Origin of the sequence: Microbacterium croceum (assembly GCF_023091245.1) — a bacterium.
GTDB lineage: Bacteria > Actinomycetota > Actinomycetes > Actinomycetales > Microbacteriaceae > Microbacterium > Microbacterium croceum.
In genome coordinates, this window is the sequence record NZ_JAHWXN010000001.1 from 717181 (window position 1) to 734719 (window position 17539).

Here is a 17539-nt window from a genome sequence, read left to right on the forward strand (position 1 = left end):
CCGACTAGACCCGGGCGTCCTGCCGTGGCACCCAGACCTGCTTGATGATGATGAGGATGGATGCCGCCACCGGCACCGCCACGAGAGCGCCGAGCAGACCGAGCAGCGTGCCGCCGGCGAGGGCGCCGATCACGACGAGCGAACCGGGGATCGCGATGGCCTTGTTCATGACGCGCGGCGTGATGACGTACGCCTCGATCTGCATGTAGACGAGGTACACGATCGCGAAGATCAGCGCTCCGAGCGGGTTCGTGAACAGGGCGAGCGTCGTACCGATGATCCAGAACATCACCGAACCGACGAGCGGGATCAGGGTGATGCAGAACGCGACGGTCGCCATCAGCGGGGGGAACGGCAGTCCGAGGAAGAAGTACAGCAGGAACGCGAGGATCGCGTTGAAGAACGCCAGCACCACCATGCCCATGACGTAGCCGCCCACCGAGTCGGTGATCTGGTCGGTGATGTCGCTGGTGCGAGCGCGGTCGCGGGCGGGCACCAGGCGCAGCAGGCTGTGCTTCATGCCGGGCAGTGACGCGACGAAGTAGAGCGTGAGCACCAGCACGACGATCACACCGGAGATGGCGGTCGCGATCGATGCGCCGACCTGCAGGGCGCCTCCGCCGATGGTGGCGATGTTGCCCGGGTCGGTGAGGAACTTCTGCACGTCGGCGACGAGGTCCTGGAACTGATCGCCGAACTGCTTCTCGAGGGTCGCGTAGATGTCGCTGCGCTGGAAGTCCGCGATCATGCCGGGGACCGACCGCACGAAGCTGGCGATCTGCTCGATCACGATCGGCAGGATCATCCAGAGGATGAGTGCGATCACGACGATCAGGCTCAGGATGACGATGAGCACCGAGATCGTGCGCGTGAGCCCCCGGCGTTCGAGGAAGCGCACGGCCGGGTCGAGTCCGAGAGCCGCGAACAGCGCGAGGGCGATGTAGATGAGGACGGTCGCCAGGTTGCTCAGCGCAAGGCCGAGCAGGATCGCGCCGAGTGCGCCGAGGGTCACCAGGAAGCCGAACACGAAGGGGCGGTCGATCCGGGTCCAGAAGGAGCGGCTCGGCGTCATCGGCTCGACCACCACGCGACGAGGCTCCGGCTCGCCCGATGACGCCGGCTCGGACGGAGCAGCGGGGGTCGGAGCGATCTGGTCGGAGGCGGTGTCCGCCGACTGCTCAGCGGGAACGGATGCTGGCGACTCGTCGTTGCTCATGTGCTCACGATAGCGGTGCGCACGGCCGGATCCCGGCTGCGCGCGGCCCTAGAGTAGGGGCATGACTGCTGCCCCGGACCCGAAGGCCGAACTGCTCCGACTTCGCGCCAGCATCGACAACATCGACGCCGCGCTCATCTTCATGCTCGCCGAGCGGTTCCGCGCCACGCAGCAGGTGGGTCATCTCAAGGCCGAGTACGAGATGCCGGCATCCGATCCCGGCCGCGAGGAGCAGCAGGTCGCACGGCTGCGTGCGCTTGCCGAGGAGGCGCACCTCGACCCTGAGTTCGCCGAGAAGTGGTTCAACTTCGTCGTCGCCGAGGTCATCCGCCACCACACCGAGGCCGCGGAAGGACGCTGAGTCCCGCGCTGTCGCGTCGGCCTGACGGATCCCGGAGCCTGTGACGGATCCCGGAGAGTTTCGCGGCGGTTCGTCCGTGATTCGTCATCCTTTCCGGGATCCGTCGGACGGGTGACCGGACGGCGACGGAACGGATGACGCGGAGGCAGTGGCCGTTCTGTTCACGACCCCGCCACCACGGCCGCCGTACGGTGAGAGCATGACACTGAGACTGGGCTTCATCGGCATCGTGACCGGCGACATGGCAGCATCGCTGGCGTTCTATCGTGCGCTGGGAGTGCCTATCGCTCCCGGGCAGGATGACGCGCCTCACGTCGATGCGACGCTCGACGACGGCGTGACGCTCGCGTGGGACACCATCGAGACGATCCGCGGATTCGACCCGAGCTTCGTCCCCGCCAGCGGTGGGCATCGCATCGCGCTGGCGTTCGACAAGGGCACCCCGGCCGAGGTGGACTCCGCCTTCGCCGCGCTGGTCGCGGCGGGGTATCCCGCGCATGTCGAGCCGTGGGATGCACATTGGGGGCAGCGCTACGCGACGCTGCTCGACCCCGACGGCAACTCCGTCGACCTCTATGCGGAGCTGGACGCGAACTGACCCGGGCTCGCGCCGACCAGCCGACGGAACTCTCTTGAGAGATGCGGTTGATCCGCGAAGCCTGCCTCAGCAGCGGCCGCGCTGAGGGGCACGCCGCGCCGCAGCAGCTTCTGCGCGCGGTGTGCGCGTTCGATCCGGACGAGCGTGGCGTAGCCGTAGCCGAAAGTCGTGAGCATCCTTCGACGGAACGTGCGCTCAGAGTCGCCGAGCTCCGACGCCACCTGCGTCGCCGGCACGGCAGCGATGGCCTGGGAGTGCACCGCGGGAGCCCAGTCGCTCGAGGCCGATGCCGGTTCCACGATCGACGAGATCTGGCCGATCCCCGTCGCTCCTTCCCGGTATCGCATCATCGCCTGGTGCAGATGTCTCCAGGGTTCGCCGTGCACGATCGCGTCGAGCGGAAGCAGCTGATCGGCGAGATCCGAGAGCTCAGTGCGCAGCATCCGTCCGGCCCGCCCCGGGGCGAACCGCAGCCCCACACTGCCGGTCTCGCCGTCGCTCTCGGTGGCGATCCATCGGGTCGACGGCCCTGCCACGAACACCCGGTCGTCACGGAGGATCAGGTCGACACACCCGTCGGCGGGGATCACCGCGCCGTCACTGCCCAGCGACCGCCACAGGGCGGCCCCGTCGGGAAGCGGTGTCTCGGAGTACATCTCCCCATCCTCTCGTGCGTCAGCGGCATCCGACAGGGTGCCTCGGCGTCGACGGATCCCGGAGGTCATGACGGATCCCGGAGGAGTGCGCGGAGCTTCGTCCGTGATTCGTCATCGCTTCCGTGATCCGTCGGCCCGGATGACCGGACGATGACGGATGACGGATGACGGACCGTCAGACGGCCAGGATGCGTCCGGTGATGACGCCCTCGACAGCCCGCACGTAGGCTGTGCCGACCTCGTCGTCCGTGACCGGACGGTGCCCCGGGAACGAGGCATGGTAGCCGGGGGAGTTCTCGAGCACGTCGGGAGAGACCGCATTGATGCGGATGCCGCGCGGCGCCTCGGCGGCCGCCGTGATCACGAACGACTCCAACGCCCCGTTCGCCATCGCGGCGGCTGCGCCGGTGGCGATCGGCTCGCGGGCCAGCACGCCGCTGGTCACCGTGATGGACCCGCCGTCCTTCACGTGCGCGAGGGCCTGGCGCACGACCTCGATCTGCGCGAGAGCCTTGCCGGTGAAGCCCGCGAGGTAGTCGTCGCGGGTGAGTTCGCCGAGCGGCTTGAACGGCGCGGAGCCCACGGCCACCACGACGGCATCGACATCCGTCACCCGGGCGAACAGCGCGGCGACCGACGCCGGGTCGGTCACGTCGACGGAGGTCTCTCCGCTGCGTGACGCCCGCACGACCTCGTGGCCGCGGGATTCGAGCGTGGTCGCCACGACGGTGCCGATGCTGCCGGTCGCTCCGATGACGAGTGCCTTCATGGGGGTGTCCTCTCCGTCTGCCGCGGCATCCGACCAGGACGCCTCTTCGAGTCTTCCACTCCTGTCGACAGCGAGGGCCGGAGCCCACCGGTCTCAGCGCGCGCCGAACTCCTGCGCCACGACGCGAGCCGCCGCGCCCCGCAGCACGGCGTCGTCCAAGGTGCTCCGGTGCACGGCCGGACCGAGCGAAGGGTGCGAAGCCGCCTGCACGGCTGCGGCGGTCGCGGAGATGAGCTCGTCCCCCAGGATCGACGTGGGCCCGCTCAACACGATGGTCGGCAGGTCGACAGCCGCGGCGATGACCGACAGTGAGGTACCCAGGTGGGAACCAGCCGCCGCGAGCACCGCGCCGCGATCGGCGGCCGTCGTCGCCGCGTCGAGCCGTCGCGACAGAGCAGGCACCGATGCCCAGGCGTGCACGCAGCCGATACGCCCGCAGGGGCAGGCGTCTCCGGGGTCACCGCCGGCGATCACGTGTGCGAGTTCCCTGGCGCCGGTCGACCGCTCGACGGGGGCTCCGTCGTCGTCGAAGGCGCGGATGGCCGTGTCGATGCGCGTGCCCATGCGCACCAGGAGGAAGTCGGAGTCGACCGCGCCGAACCGCAGCTCGGCATCGGCGGCGAGGTCGGCGTCGTCGAACAGGTGCACGGGGGCGTCGGCTGTCTGGGCGAGAAGCGGGCCGAGGCCGAGAAGTGCGGGTGAGCCGTTCGGCACGCCGATGCCGATTCCGAGCGGAGGGTGCGAGGCGAGGGATGCGAGATCGGCGACGAGTGACGATGCCGCCGCGACCGGGTCGCCGTCGGTCGAGCGCGCGAGCCGGTGCGCGAGGCCGCCGTCCGGGGTGGCGAGGGCGCCGACGACATGACCGGGCACGCTCAGGTCGAGGGCGATCACCTGCACGGCGCGCTGGTCGAACTCGAGCATCACCGCGGGCTTGCCCGGGCGGGCATCCTGGCTCTGACCGTTCTCGCGCAGCACGCCGTCGTCGAGCAGGTCCTTGACGAGTTCGGAGATCGTGGGCCGTGCGAGCCCTGTCAGTCGGGCGAGGTCGGCGCGGCTGACGAGCGCATGCTGCATGAGTGTGCGCAGCACGAGCCCGCGATTGCGATGGCGGATGCCCTGGGCGTGCGTGTTGACGATCGGAGTGCGCGGGGTCGAGCCCGGTGCGGGAGGGAGGAGCGTGCTCATGCGTCTGCGTTCGCACGGGTGTCGCGGCGCGACGAGCGGACCAGGACCGAGACGACGGGGCGTCCTAAGATCTGGGAGTAGTGCACGATGCTCCTTCGCAGGCGGCGTACGCGGTGACAGAGGCAGCCTCCGTCACTAAGTTTAGTGAATAAACTAACTGTGCCGAGCGTACGGAGCACGGCCTGATCTGTCAATCGCGCTCCCGGCGCGCGGACGAACGGAAACCCATGCTGAACAGCGGCGACGGCCTCGACACGCAGGCATCCGTGCGGCGTGCGAACCTCCGCCGCGCGCTGCAGCTGGTGTTCCGCAGCTCGGGCACGCAGACGCGCGCCGGCATCGCCCGGGCGACGGGCTTGACCGCGGCCACCGCATCCTCCCTGGTCGCCGAGCTCATCGAGAGCAGGCTCATCGTCGACGGCGAGCAGGCAGCGAGCACGGGCGGCAAACGCGCGACCACGCTCAGCATCGACGCCAGCCACCACCTGATCCTCGTGCTCGTCATCCAGCCCACGAGCGCCCGCATCGCTCTGGTCGCGCTCGACGGTGCCGAGATCGACACTCGCCGCCTCGCATACACCGCCGAGACGCGCGACGACGCGCTGGACGCCGCGATCGTCGACGTCGCTGCGGCGTACGGGTCGCGCGTGATCGCTGCCGGTGTGCAGCTGCCCGGCACGACCGACGGCCGCTCCGTGCTCGAGAGCGTGCAGCTCGGGTGGCAGGATGTTCCGCTCGCCGAACGCTTCGAGGCGCTGCTCGGGGCGCCCGTGCTGCTGGTGAACGACGTCGACGCCGAGGCGATCGCCGAGGCCGGGATGGAGGAGTCACCGTCCGGGTACCGTCTCTTCATCCACCTCGGCGGCGGCGTCGGTGCGGCGATCACTCTCGACGGAGACCTCGCTCCCGGCCCGCGCGACCGTGCCGGTGAGATCGGTCACGTGCAGGTCGAGTTCGGCGACGCGGCACGCGAGTGCCGGTGCGGTCGCCACGGCTGCCTCGAGTCGTCGGCATCCCTCTCCGCCCTGCTCGGTGCGGAGTTCGCGGATGCGATGGAGGCGGATGCCGTCTCCGCGCTCGCCGTCGCAGCCGACGATGCCGACCTCGGTGCCGGTGCGCGAGCGCTCGCGAGGGCGATCAAGCTCATCAGCGCACTGCTCGACCCGACCGAGGTTGTCATCGGCGGACCGGCGACCCTGCTCGGGGATCGGTTCCTCGCGCTGCTGCGGCAGGAGACCGACTATCACGCCAGCGGCACGGCCGCGGTGCCGGTGCGCTATGCCGACACCCGCGCGACGGAGTCGGCCGGAGCCGCGCAGGCCGCGCTGACCTCAGTGCTCGGCGTGCGCTGGAGTCCGGCGCAGCTGATCGCCGCCGCGCGCCCTTCACACTGACATCCAGCTCCCTCCGCGCTGACATCCGTCGCCGTATCGGGAGGTCGACCCGAACCCGGACTACTTGACGCTGCCTGCGGTCAGGCCGCCGACCAGACGCTTCTCGATGAGCATGAACAGGATGACGACGGGCAGGATCGCCACGATCGAGACGCCGAACACGTACTGCCAGCTGGTCTCGTACTGACCCACGAACTTGGTCAGCGCGACCGAGAGCGGCTGATTCTTGTCGGTGGAGAGGATGACGAGCGACGCCGCGAACTCGTTCCAGCACGCCACGAATGTGAAGACGATCGCGGTGACGATACCGGGCCACACGAGCGGCAGGTTGATCTTGAACAGCACGGTGAAGCGACCGGCGCCGTCGATCTGCGCGGCCTCGTCGACCTCCTTGGGGATGCCTGCGAAGAAGGAGTGCATGATCCACACCGCGAACGACAGGTTGAACGCGGCGTTGATGAAGATCATCGCGGCCCAGGTGTCGCCGAGCCCCAGGGCCGTGAACTGACGGAACAGGCCGGAGGTGAGCACCGCCGGCTGCAGCATCTGCGTCACGATCACCAGGAACAGGAACACCATGCGCCCGGGGAACCGGAACCGGGCCGTGTAGTACGCCGCGGGGAGGGAGACCGCGAGCACGAGCAGCGTCGCGAAGACCGCGATGATGATCGTCGAGATCAGGTTGTACGGCAGCGGCGTCTCGGGGGTCGACCACATCGTGATGTAGTTCTCCCAGTGCCACTCGGTCGGCAGGTAGGTCGGGTCTACCGAGCGGATCTGCGGCTTGGTCTTCACCGATCCGAAGAACATGATCAGGTACGGCAGCACGAAGATCGCGAGCACGAGGAATCCGGCGGCGGTGCGAAGGATGACCCGGGGCAGGCTGACCTGATCGGCGGTGTAGCGGCGCTTGCGGCCGGGCAGGGGCGGGATGCTGCGGCCGCCGCGGCCTGCGGTGGTGACGAGCTCGGTCTCGGTGACGGTCACGATCAGACCTCCTTCATGGGCTTGACGACCTTCACGTATGCCGCGACGATCAGGATCACGATCAGGAAGGCGACCACCGACAGGGCGCTCGCGACATCGACCTTCTTCTGCAGCTCGATGTACTTGAAGATCATCGTCATGATCGTGTCGGCGCCGTATCCGGGGATCGACCCTGTCATGACCTTCAGGATCGGCAGCGAGTTGAAGACGTTGATGATGTTGATGAGGATGGCGACGGCCAACGCGCTGCGCAGCTGGGGCAGCACGATCGACCAGTAGGTGCGGGTGGCTCCGGCGCCGTCCATCTTCGCGGCCTCCAGCGCATCGGCGGGCACCGCCTGGAGTCCGGCCAGGATCGTGTAGGTCGTGAACGGCAGCGACACGAAGATCGCGATGACGATCGACCAGAGGAAGGCGGTCGTCGGGTTCTTGGTCCAGCCGTATCCGACCGAGTCGGACGAGAGTCCGATGTCGTACAGGAACTTGTTGAAGACCCCGAAGTACGGTTCGAGGCTGTAGTAGAACACCATGGTCGTCATCACGACGGATGCTGCCCACGGCACGATCACGGCCATGCGCACGATCTGTCGGCCGGGGAAGGCCTTGTTCAGGATCTGTGCGAGTCCGAGGGAGATCACGACCGTGAACAGCACGACCGAGACGACCCACACGATCGTGCGGAAGAAGATCGGCCAGAACTCGGTGAACGTGAAGACCGTGATGAAGTTGTCGAAGCCCACCGAGCCCTTGTCGAGGCCCGAGAGCGAGATGTCGCGCGTGGAGTTGTAGAACATCACGCCTGCGGGGAACAGCACGACGCCGATGATCAGCACCAGCGCCGGCGCGATCCAGGGCAGCGCCTGGAGGATGTCCTTCCCCCGCGACCTTCCCCGCGGGGTGTCGGGGGTGCGGGGGCGACCGGTGGCCGCCCCCGCCAGGTTCGAGGACTGTGTCGTCTGGCTCATTCGTGTACCCGAACCTTCCCGATCGGCAGGCGTCAGCCTGCGTCGACCTGCGCCTGGATCTGCTTCAGCACGTCAGCGGCAGGCTGGTCCTGCAGCTGGCCGAACAGGGACTTGAACGCGCCGTCGGCGGCGGACCACTTCGGGTTCGTCGACGGGTAGAACTGCGCGTCGGGCAGCACGTCGAGGAACGGCTTCAGGGCCTCCTCGCCGGAGAGCTGCTCAGCTCCGGACTTGGTGACGGGAAGGAAGCCCTCGGCCTGCACCCACGGCACGTACACGTCGGCCGAGTAGTAGTAGTCGAAGAACTTGGTGATCGCGTCCTTCTTGTCGTCGTCGTTCTGGAACGCCATCAGCTGGTCCATGACGCCGAGCGTGAACGGCGAGCCGTCCTTGGTCGGGATCGGGACGATGGAGTAGTCCAGGTCGGGGTTGCCCTCGGCGATCTGTCCGACCGTCGGCGGCAGGCCGACCTGCATGCCGATCTTGCCCTGGATGAAGATATCCATCAGCGGCGACCGCTGCGTCGAGCCGGGGTCGGCCTGCGTCGCACCGGCGTCGATCATCTTCTTGATCTGCTCGGCGCCCACGAGGTTCTCGGGGGTGTCGATCGTGATCTCGGAGGCATCGCCGAACGAGCCGCCGCCACCCCACAGCCACACCGCAGCCTCGGCCTGCGCCTCTTCGGAGCCGAGCGGCATCCCGTAGCCGGCCACTCCGCCGCCGAGCGCGGAGACCTTGGTGGCGGCATCCAGCAGCTCATCCCAGTTGGTCGGAGCCTCGACGCCGGCCTGGTCGAGCAGCGCGTTGTTGACGAAGAGCGCACGAGCGGATGCGATCAGCGGCAGCGCGTAGGCCGTGCCGTCGACCTCGGCGTTCTTGAGGAACGACTCCTGGAAGTCGGAGTAGACGTCATCCGAGACGACGTCCTTGACGGGGTAGAGCAGCTCGTCGCCCACGAATCCGGCGAACGGACCGCCGTTGTAGATGTCGGGCGCCTCGCCGGCCTGGATCTTGGTGGAGACGACCTTCTCGAGGTTGTCCCACGACTGCACCTCGAGCTTGACCTTGATGTCGGGGTTGGCCTTCTCGAACCCCTCGATGACGGTCTCCCAGTTCGCCTTGGTGCCGTCGGAGTAGCTGGGGACGAGCAGGTCGAGGGTGGTCGACCCTCCGGCGTCGCCGCCGCTGTCGCCGGTGGATCCGCCGAAGCCGCACGAAGCGAGCGTGAGTGTGGCGGTTGCCGCAAGAGCGACAGCGCCGAATCGCAGTGACTTCTTCATGTGTGTTGCATTCCTCACTGTGTGTGGGTTGCCGCTCCGTCGGACGGGCGTCACTCGGATGAGGAGTGACTCCGCCGTCCGGTGGAGGAGGCGTGGGGCACAGTCGCACAGCACTTCACGCGACGGTGCGTGGTGATCGGTCCCACCGGATGGCGGTCGTGATCGTTCGAGTCGGATCGACTCGAGTCCTCGAGGTCGATGGGGCGTGGCATCGAGGCGGTGAAACTTGTTCGATTATTTGTCAGGCGAATAAACAAATCAAGAAGATCCTCTAGGGGATATCCGTGAGCGCCATACTATGATCGACTTACGGCTTAAACAATCACAATCACGCAAAGATTCTTGAGAAAGGCACTCCGATGACGGAATCGTCGCCCGGCGCACACATGCGCGAAGAGCTCACCTCGCAGCCCGAGACGTGGGCGGCAGCCGCTGAGTCTCGCGACGCGCAGGCCCTCCTTCCGGCTGCCGGAGCCCGCATCGCGGTCGTCGGATGCGGCACCTCCTGGTTCATGGCGCAGTCCTACGCGGTGTTGCGGGAGACGGCCGGTCTGGGTGAGACCGACGCCTTCACGGCTTCCGAGGCCTTCGTCGACCGGGGCTACGACGCCGTCGTCGCGCTCACGCGCTCGGGCACCACCACCGAGGTGCTCGAACTGGTCGAGCGCATCAAGGGGCGCATCCCCACCATCGGCGTGATCGGCGACCCGGACTCACCCCTCGTCTCGCTCGTGGACGAGGCGGTGCTGCTGCCGTTCGCCGACGAGAGGTCGGTCGTGCAGACGCGCTTCGCCACCACCGCGCTGGCGCTGTTCCGCGCCTCGCTCGGGGAGGACCTCACCGCGGCGATCGCCGATGCCGCCGCCGTGCTGGCCGCTCCGGCAGATGACGAGCTTCGCGACGCCGACCAGTACACGTTCCTGGGGCGCGGGTGGACGATCGGCCTCGCCCACGAGGCGGCGCTGAAGATGCGCGAGTCCTCGCAGTCGTGGACCGAGTCCTACTCGTCGATGGAGTACCGTCACGGTCCCATCGCGATCGCGGCTCCAGGTCGTGTCACGTGGCAGTTCGGCGCGGCTCCTGAAGGGCTCGAGGCCCAGGTCGAGGCGACGGGCGCGCGCTTCGTGCAGCATCCGATCGATCCTCTCGCCGAGCTCGTCCGCGTGCACCGGGTCGCGCTCGACCGCGCGCTGGCGCGGGGCCTCGATCCGGATCAGCCCCGCAACCTCACGCGATCCGTCGTCCTGGACGCATGACGCAGGCGCGCGACCGGAGCCGATGATGACCAGGTCTGACCCCACCGCCGAGGATCCCGACGTCCTGCGCGACGCATCGGGAGAGGCGCTCGCCGCCGTTCGCGGGTTGGGCGCCGGCGCGCCGGTGCTGGCCTTCGACGTGGGCGGCACCGACATCAAGTCGGCGCTGTTCGACGCGGACGGCACTGCGCACGGCCTGCGCCGCACTCCGACGCCGGTCGTCGAGGGTGATCGCACCGAGGCGCTCATCGCACGTCTCGGCGTGCTGGCGGAGGAGCTGCGTGCGGCTCATCCCGACATCGAGCCGCGGGCCGTCGGTCTCGTGGTGCCGGGAATCGTGGACGCGGATGCCGGGCTCGGGGTGTTCGCCAGCAACCTCGGCTGGCACGACTCCCCGCTGCGCGATCTCGCCAGCGCCCGTCTCGGTCTGCCGGTCGCGTTCGACCACGACGTCCGCGCGGCCAGCTGGGCCGAGCGGATACTCGGAGGCGCGCGCGACTACGAGAACGCTGTGGTGCTCGTGATCGGCACCGGGATCGCCGGAGCGCTACTCGTGGGCGGGGTGCCGTACACCGCCGGCGGGTATGCCGGGGAGATCGGGCACGCGCCCGTCGCCGAAGGGCCGATCTGCGCGTGCGGCGCGCGGGGATGCCTGGAGGCCGTCGCCTCGGCCGGAGCCATCGCGCGCCGCTATCACGAGGCCACCGGGGTCGCTCCGGACGGGGCGAAGGACGTGATCGCCCGTGCAGCAGCCGGAGACCCCGCGGCGAGGGACATCTGGAACTCCGCACTCGATGCGCTGACCTTCTCGCTCGCACAGCTGACCGCCGTGATCGCCCCCGAAGCCGTGGTGATCGGGGGCGGACTGTCGCGCGCCGGTGGCGCCTTGTTCGACGAACTCCGCGTACGCCTGGCCGCCCGCTTGAGCTTCCACCGCCTGCCCGTGCTCGTTCCGGCTGAGCTCTCCGGCAACGCCGGACTGCTCGGGGCGGCGCTGCGGGCGCGGGAGGTCGCATGATCCTCACGGTCACCCCGAACCCCGCTCTCGACGTCACCTGGCACGTCGACCGGCTCCGCGTCGGCGACACCCATCGCGCCGACGCCGGTGCCGTGCGGGCCGGTGGCAAGGGTCTCAACGTGGCCAGGGTCGCCCACGCCGAGGGGGCAGCGGTGCGGGCGATCACGACCGCGGGCGGGCGCACCGGCGAGGAGTTCGCGGAGGAACTCGGGCGCAGCGGGGTGCCGCACGCGCTGGTGCGGGTCGGCCAGGACACCCGGCGCAGCATCGCGATCGTCGATGAAGCTCTCGGCGACACCACGGTCATCAACGAGCGCGGCCTCACTCCGAGCGACCAGGAGTGGGCCGACCTGCTTGCCGCCGTGGTCGACGCCCTGCCGAGCGCGCGTGTGCTCGTGATCTCGGGCAGCCTGCCGCCCGGCGCCCCCGACGGCTTCGTCCCGCTGCTGATCGCGGTGGCGAAGGATGCCGGACTGCCGGTGATCGTCGACACCTCCGGTCCTGCCCTGCTGCGGGCGGCCGACGCCGGCGCCTCGGTGTTGAAGCCGAACCGCGCCGAGCTCGCCGAGGCCACCGGCATCCTCGACCCTCTCGACGGTGCCCGTGCGCTGATCGAGCGGGGCGCCGAGCTCGTGCTGCTCTCGCTCGGTGCGGTCGGGATGCTGGCGGTCACGGCATCCGGCCTCGTGCACGCCCGCCTCGATCAACCCCTCTCCGGCAACCCGACCGGCGCCGGCGATGCGGCGGTGGCCGCGTGCGCCGTGCTGTACGCGGAGGGCGAGCGCGATCCCGAGGTGATCCTGCGCCGCGCGACCGCATGGTCGGCGGCAGCCGTGCTGATGCCCCTCGCCGGCGACATCTCCCCGCAGTGGCCGGCGATCGCCGCACGGTTGCGCGTCTCGCATCCCGACTCCGACTCCGTCCGGAAGGACCTCTCGTGACCCTCGTCTCCGCCCGTGAACTCGTCGCCGCGGCATCCGCTGCCAGTCGGGGGATCGGGGCCTTCAACGTGATCCACCTCGAGACCGCGGAGGGGCTGGTGCGCGCGGCAGAGCTCGCGCAGCTCCCGGTGATCCTGCAGATCTCCCAGAACTGCGCCGACTACCACGGAGGGCTGGAGCCGATCGCGCTCGCCACCCTCGCCGTGGCCCGCCGTGCGCAGATGCCGGTCGCGGTGCACCTCGACCACGCCGAGCGGCCGGAGCTGGTCGATGAGGCGATCGCCCTCGGATTCGGCTCTGTGATGTTCGACGGTGGGGCGCTGCCCTACGACGACAACGTCGCACTGACCGCCGCGGTCGCGGCCCGTGCCCACGCGGCCGGGGTCTCCATCGAGGGCGAGCTGGGCGAGGTGGGCGGCAAGGACGGTGCGCACGCGCCGGGGGTGCGCACCGATCCGGACGAGGCGCGGGCCTTCGTCGCGGCGACCGGTGTCGATGCGCTCGCCGTGGCCGTCGGGTCGTCGCACGCCATGATCGACCGCACTGCCACACTCGACCTCGACCTGATCGCCCGGCTCCATGCCGCACTGCCGGTGCCGCTGGTGCTGCACGGATCCTCCGGTGTGGCCGACGACGTGATCGTTCGGGCCGTGCGCGCCGGGATGGCGAAGATCAATGTGTCGACGCATCTGAACGGGCACTTCACCCGTGCTGTGCGTGCGGTGCTCGCCGACGACGAGCGTCTGGTCGACTCCCGCAAGTACCTTGCTCCGGCGCGCGAGGCGCTGGCCGAGGAAGCCGCGCGGCTGCTGCGTCTGTTCGCCGGTGCCGGGGACGATACGGTGGCGGGATGACACCCTTCGCGCACACGGCATCCGTCCGGGGGCGGCGTTGAAGCGCGCCGCCCGGCTGAACGCGATCCTCGACCTGCTGGCCGAAGCCGGAGAGGTGACGGTCGATGATCTGGTCGAGCAGTTCGGCGCCTCCGCCGCGACGACGCGTCGTGATCTCGACTCGCTCGCGGAGCAGCGGCTGCTCACCCGCACGCACGGCGGCGCGGTCGCACAGGCCGTCGCCTACGAGCTGCCTATCCGGTACAAGAGCCACCTGCGCACGCGCGAGAAGGCGGGCATCGCCCAGGCCGCGGCCGGCCTCGTCGCACCCGGCATGGTCGTCGGACTCTCCGGCGGCACCACCACCACCGCGATCGCCGCGGCGCTCGCCGCGCGCGACGACCTCGCCTCCGGCGCCGGCATCACGGTGGTCACGAACGCCGTGAACATCGCCGCCCAGCTGGCGACGCGCCCCGACATCAAGGTCGTCGTCACCGGCGGCGTCATCCACTCCCGCAGTTACGAGCTCGTCGGTCCTTTCGTCGAACAGCTGCTGCGCGGGGTGCGCCTCGACATCGCCTTCATCGGCGTGAACGGCATGGATGCCGAGTCCGGCGCGACCACGCATGACGAGCGCGAGGCGGCCGTGAACCGCATGATGGCCGAGCGCGCCCGCCGCGCGGTGGTGGTCACCGACAGCAGCAAGCTCGGCGTCGTGGCCTTCGCCGCAGTCGGCGGCGTGGACCTGTTCCCGACCGTGCTCACGGATGCCGGAGCGGATGCCGATGCGGTCGCCGCGCTGCGGGACGCCGGGCACGAGGTGCTGCTCGCGGGGTGAGGGTGGGTCTGCGCCTAGCGAAGAGGTGACGCCTAGCGAAGAGGTGACGCCTAGCGAAGAGGTGACGCCTAGCGAAGAGGTGACATTGCTTGCCAGATGTGGAGAGTCGCCCGACCGCACATCCAACAGCGGCGGCATGTTCCACTGTGTCACGGCGGGCGATTCATCGATTCAAGCAGATCGTTGCTCGTCACTCCTAGTGCCCGCATGAGCCGAAGCATCGTGAGGAGCCGTGGGTTGGCCCACTGATCGCCGCAGACTGCCCGTTCTATGCGTCCGTATGTTGTTACGTCGATCTCCGCCGCGAAGGCAACTTCTTCCTGGGACATCCCGCGTTGAGCTCGAAGCGACCTCAGCCATCCTCCAAGGGTCATTACTATCTCGGCCTCGTCGGTTGTGGGCTGTGGCACGAAAGTTGATACTGCACCGTTTCTCTATTTGAAGCAATAAACAATCTCCGCCGGCTTCGGGCGCACATTTTGCTCCGCCGAACAAGGGCGTGCGCGCCCTGGGGCATGAGTGGGGATGATGTTTGGATCCAGCTGCGACGACATCCCGTGTCGACGCGGAAGGAGTACGACATGACAAGAGATGGGCGTCCTACGGGGCGGAGGGTGCCGAGGGTCCTCTGGCACCGCGTGGCCTCAATGATCGTTGCTGTGACCATGTCCGTCGGGGTGACAGTAAGCGCGGCAGGGCCAGCCGCAGCCTCGAACGCAAGCAGCCCCTGCAACTTCGCGGTTCTCATCGCGGTGCGCGGAAGCGGCGAGCCTGCGGGGAGCGGTCTGGCCCATAGCGGTCGCGTCTGGACGAGCGGAGGAATGGGAGGTCAGATCTCGGTCTTAGCCAACAAGATGAAGGCGGAGGCCTTTCCGACCTACTTTGAATCACTCAACTATCCAGCAACCGTCGCCAACTATCAGGGAAGCGTTTCTGCAGGGGCGGCAACACTCATCAATGAGTTGAACTGGCTCGCGACTGCGTGTGGAAACTACCTGCCAGCAGTCGTGATCGCCGGGCACTCACAGGGCGCGCATGTGATCTCTGATGCACTCGGCGGTGGGCTCTGGCCTAATGGCCCGAGCTTGAGCACGAAGGCGAAGCAGATGGTGCGTGCAGTCACGTTCTTTGGTGATCCTCAGTATTGGCCGACTGAAGCATGGAACGCCCCGTACTCACCGTCCGGGTATGGGGTTTTCACCAGGAATGTGCTGGTGCGGAATGACCTTTCCACCTATCGATACTGGGGATGGACGCAAGGTAGTACCAGCCCCAGCCCCAGTTGGAACTCAAAGATCCGTTCCTACTGCGCTACCGGTGACTACTTCTGTCAGAAGAATCCTGCAGACAAGAACTTCACCATCCACAACTCCTACAGAACCACAACAATGACGATCGCCAATAACTGGATCCGTTACGTGCTCACCTCGGCGGGGTAGGGTGACCGTCATGACGTCGCCGGTGCATAAGAGTCCCACTACTCGCGCTCTGGCCTTCGGCCTGCTGATCGTGCAGGTGCTCCTCGCGGCTGCGGCAGGGTACTGGGTATTCATGCAGACGTTCCTCGTCGCGGGGTGTGTGGACGCCTGCCGATTTGAGGTCGTGTCGATAGCCTGGCAAACCCAGCTGTTGGTGAGCCTGGGAAGCGTCGTGCTGTCAACCCTGCTCATACTGATCTTATACGCGCGCGGCAAGGAGACCTGGTGGGTACCCGCTGTGGGGATCGCAGTGGTGCTGGTCACGACCATCGCCACAACGGTTGCTATCAATGTCGCCACGCGCGTCTGAGACATCGACACAGAGTGCGCGGCTTCGAGGAGTGCGAATCTCTCCTCCGCGCGCTATTCTCGAGCGGCGAACGGCGGCTGTTCGCCGCTCGAGTCCCCCTTGCCGAGACAGTCGGCGGTCTCGGCAAGGTGGTGCCGAACGTCGTGCCGCCCGCACTCGTGCGGCCGATTACGCGTCGACCTGTTCCCGACCGTGCTCACTGATGCCGATGCGGTCGCCGCGCTGCGGGATGCCGGGCACGAGGTACTGCTCGCGGGGTGAGGTGCGGTACGCCTACAGATCGAAGCGATGAGGGACGACGCCGTCACCCTCTCGGTAGGGGACGAACCCCATGGCCGAGTAGTACGCCAGAGCGGGCGCGCTGTCCGCACCGATCGTCGCGTCGATGTGCCGCAACCCGGCCGCTTTCGCCGCTGACAGCGAGAGGGTGAAGAGGCGGCGCCCGATGCCGCTGCGTCCGGCGTCGGGGTGGATATGGGTGCCGATGATTCCCCACCCCTCGGTCACGTCGTAGGGGTTGTCGGGCCACGCGCGCTTGAGCGACTGGAATCCGACGACACGGCCATCCTGCACGGCGACAGTGCAGGCGACCGTGTGCTCGACACCAAGGTAGCGCTCTGTGATCAGTGCGACGTCGACCGGGCTGGCGCGCAGCCCCGCGCGGTGGATGGCGTTCTGCACCTCGGTCATGCCTTCGGCGTCGGTCGGTTCGGCAGGCCGGAATTCGATCACGGTCGAGTCTCTCATCGTTTCTTCCCACGACCGGCGGAGCCCAGGGGTGAATCATCTGGCATTCACAGGTGGCGTGGCCGAGCGAGTGGACGCGATCATGGATGCCGCCCCGGCGCAGGGGTGGCATCCGCTCTATCCGCATCGCTACCCCCACGCGGGTGTGCCCGATCACTACGCCGGATGGCTGGAGAACTCCGACGGATTCAAGGCGGAGATCGTCGCGCAGCTCGGGTGAGCACGGTCGACGCGGACTTGCCCTGGAGTGCGCACCAGGGCTCAGAATCGGAAAGGGAACCGATGTGCACGAGAAGGGGCTCCTCATGTCAGACACACTCACTCCGCAGGCGACCGCCGAACGGGCAGGCGTCTCGCTCGACACGCTCCGCTACTACGAGAGAGAGGGACTGATCGGGCCGATCGCCCGCACGGTCGGCGGGCATCGGGCGTATGACGACGACGATCTGTTCTGGATCGGACTCGTGACGTGCCTGCGGGATGCCGGACTGGGGATCTCCGAGTTGCGGGAGTTCACCGCTCTCCTCCGCAGCGAGGGCAGGGCCTCGGACCGCGTCGCCTTCCTCCAGGGGCATCGGCGGGAGCTGGAGGAGCGGAAGGCGCGCATCGATCTCGCGCTCGGCGTGCTGGACGACAAGATCGCCCACTACAGCGAGCAGTCGACCGGCGCGAACCCCGGTTGAGCTCCGCTTGACCTGGAGCGC

Annotated in this window: 20 protein-coding genes and 1 pseudogene; 12 read left to right on the forward strand and 9 right to left on the reverse strand. The window is 68.2% G+C overall.

The window, feature by feature from the left end:
• Window positions 1-4: 4 nt before the first annotated feature.
• A complete protein-coding gene (locus tag KZC51_RS03355; RefSeq protein WP_247628598.1) occupies window positions 5-1216 on the reverse strand; it encodes an AI-2E family transporter in 1212 nt (403 codons plus the stop codon).
• Between the two features lie 61 nt (window positions 1217-1277).
• Between KZC51_RS03355 and KZC51_RS03360 the strand changes: the two genes are divergently transcribed.
• Both KZC51_RS03360 and KZC51_RS03365 read left to right on the forward strand, forming a co-directional pair.
• Window positions 1278-1577, forward strand: coding sequence for a chorismate mutase (locus KZC51_RS03360; RefSeq protein ID WP_141873818.1), 300 nt, complete (start codon window positions 1278-1280; stop codon window positions 1575-1577).
• 199 nt (window positions 1578-1776) lie between these two features.
• Window positions 1777-2175, forward strand: coding sequence for a VOC family protein (locus KZC51_RS03365; RefSeq protein ID WP_247628599.1), 399 nt, complete (start codon window positions 1777-1779; stop codon window positions 2173-2175).
• Here KZC51_RS03365 and KZC51_RS03370 read toward each other — a convergent pair.
• The 3 genes from KZC51_RS03370 to KZC51_RS03380 all read right to left on the reverse strand — a co-directional run bounded on the left by KZC51_RS03370 (window position 2151) and on the right by KZC51_RS03380 (window position 4788).
• Window positions 2151-2900: a helix-turn-helix domain-containing protein gene (locus KZC51_RS03370; protein WP_247628600.1), complete on the reverse strand. Its 750-nt coding sequence runs from the start codon at window positions 2898-2900 to the stop codon at window positions 2151-2153. The two genes, KZC51_RS03365 and KZC51_RS03370, sit on opposite strands and share 25 nt — an antisense overlap.
• Window positions 2901-3006: 106 nt before the next feature.
• Complete coding sequence (locus KZC51_RS03375; RefSeq protein WP_247628601.1) at window positions 3007-3600, reverse strand: short chain dehydrogenase; 594 nt, start codon at window positions 3598-3600, stop codon at window positions 3007-3009.
• 93 nt (window positions 3601-3693) lie between these two features.
• Window positions 3694-4788, reverse strand: a complete 1095-nt coding sequence (locus KZC51_RS03380; protein WP_247628602.1) for an ROK family transcriptional regulator — start codon at window positions 4786-4788, stop codon at window positions 3694-3696.
• A 227-nt stretch (window positions 4789-5015) separates the two neighbouring features.
• Between KZC51_RS03380 and KZC51_RS03385 the strand changes: the two genes are divergently transcribed.
• The gene (locus tag KZC51_RS03385; RefSeq protein ID WP_247628603.1) at window positions 5016-6182 is read left to right on the forward strand and encodes an ROK family protein; all 1167 of its coding nucleotides are present in this window, start codon (window positions 5016-5018) and stop codon (window positions 6180-6182) included.
• A 60-nt stretch (window positions 6183-6242) separates the two neighbouring features.
• Here the strand turns inward: KZC51_RS03385 and KZC51_RS03390 are convergent, their stop codons facing one another.
• Genes KZC51_RS03390 through KZC51_RS03400 form a run of 3 tightly spaced genes read right to left on the reverse strand, consistent with a single transcriptional unit; the run spans window position 6243 to window position 9414 of the window.
• The gene (locus KZC51_RS03390; RefSeq protein ID WP_247628604.1) at window positions 6243-7169 is read right to left on the reverse strand and encodes a carbohydrate ABC transporter permease; all 927 of its coding nucleotides are present in this window, start codon (window positions 7167-7169) and stop codon (window positions 6243-6245) included.
• A gap of 2 nt (window positions 7170-7171) precedes the next feature.
• Entirely contained in the window at window positions 7172-8134 is a 963-nt protein-coding gene (locus tag KZC51_RS03395; RefSeq protein ID WP_247628605.1) for a carbohydrate ABC transporter permease, read from the reverse strand.
• Between the two features lie 32 nt (window positions 8135-8166).
• A complete protein-coding gene (locus KZC51_RS03400) occupies window positions 8167-9414 on the reverse strand; it encodes an extracellular solute-binding protein (protein WP_247628606.1) in 1248 nt (415 codons plus the stop codon).
• Window positions 9415-9773: 359 nt separating this feature from the next.
• Between KZC51_RS03400 and KZC51_RS03405 the strand changes: the two genes are divergently transcribed.
• The 5 genes from KZC51_RS03405 to KZC51_RS03425 are packed head-to-tail and all read left to right on the forward strand — an operon-like array spanning window position 9774 to window position 14300.
• A complete protein-coding gene (locus KZC51_RS03405; RefSeq protein WP_247628607.1) occupies window positions 9774-10670 on the forward strand; it encodes an SIS domain-containing protein in 897 nt (298 codons plus the stop codon).
• 25 nt (window positions 10671-10695) lie between these two features.
• Window positions 10696-11688, forward strand: coding sequence for an ROK family protein (locus tag KZC51_RS03410; protein ID WP_247628608.1), 993 nt, complete (start codon window positions 10696-10698; stop codon window positions 11686-11688).
• Window positions 11685-12629: a 1-phosphofructokinase family hexose kinase gene (locus tag KZC51_RS03415; RefSeq protein ID WP_247628609.1), complete on the forward strand. Its 945-nt coding sequence runs from the start codon at window positions 11685-11687 to the stop codon at window positions 12627-12629. The genes KZC51_RS03410 and KZC51_RS03415 overlap by 4 nt, the downstream gene beginning before the upstream one ends.
• A complete protein-coding gene (locus KZC51_RS03420) occupies window positions 12626-13483 on the forward strand; it encodes a class II fructose-bisphosphate aldolase (protein WP_247628610.1) in 858 nt (285 codons plus the stop codon). Before KZC51_RS03415 ends, KZC51_RS03420 begins: the two co-directional genes overlap by 4 nt.
• 37 nt (window positions 13484-13520) lie before the next feature.
• On the forward strand, window positions 13521-14300 hold the full coding sequence (locus KZC51_RS03425) for a DeoR/GlpR family DNA-binding transcription regulator (protein ID WP_247628611.1): 780 nt from the start codon (window positions 13521-13523) through the stop codon (window positions 14298-14300).
• 149 nt (window positions 14301-14449) lie between these two features.
• Here KZC51_RS03425 and KZC51_RS17920 read toward each other — a convergent pair whose 3' ends face one another.
• Window positions 14450-14674 (reverse strand): helix-turn-helix transcriptional regulator, encoded by a 225-nt coding sequence (locus KZC51_RS17920; RefSeq protein WP_372491792.1) that lies wholly within the window; start codon window positions 14672-14674, stop codon window positions 14450-14452.
• Between the two features lie 291 nt (window positions 14675-14965).
• Here KZC51_RS17920 and KZC51_RS03430 point away from each other — a divergent pair, with 291 nt between their 5' ends.
• Window positions 14966-15739, forward strand: coding sequence for a cutinase family protein (locus KZC51_RS03430; protein ID WP_247630580.1), 774 nt, complete (start codon window positions 14966-14968; stop codon window positions 15737-15739).
• A 10-nt stretch (window positions 15740-15749) separates the two neighbouring features.
• A complete protein-coding gene (locus KZC51_RS03435) occupies window positions 15750-16088 on the forward strand; it encodes a hypothetical protein (protein WP_247628612.1) in 339 nt (112 codons plus the stop codon).
• Between the two features lie 273 nt (window positions 16089-16361).
• Here the strand turns inward: KZC51_RS03435 and KZC51_RS03440 are convergent, their stop codons facing one another.
• A complete protein-coding gene (locus KZC51_RS03440; protein WP_247628613.1) occupies window positions 16362-16835 on the reverse strand; it encodes a GNAT family N-acetyltransferase in 474 nt (157 codons plus the stop codon).
• A 4-nt stretch (window positions 16836-16839) separates the two neighbouring features.
• Here KZC51_RS03440 and KZC51_RS03445 point away from each other — a divergent pair.
• Window positions 16840-17055: pseudogene (locus KZC51_RS03445) on the forward strand (VOC family protein); the annotation flags it as partial.
• Between the two features lie 85 nt (window positions 17056-17140).
• Window positions 17141-17518, forward strand: a complete 378-nt coding sequence (locus tag KZC51_RS03450; RefSeq protein ID WP_247628614.1) for a MerR family transcriptional regulator — start codon at window positions 17141-17143, stop codon at window positions 17516-17518.
• Window positions 17519-17539 lie beyond the last annotated feature (21 nt).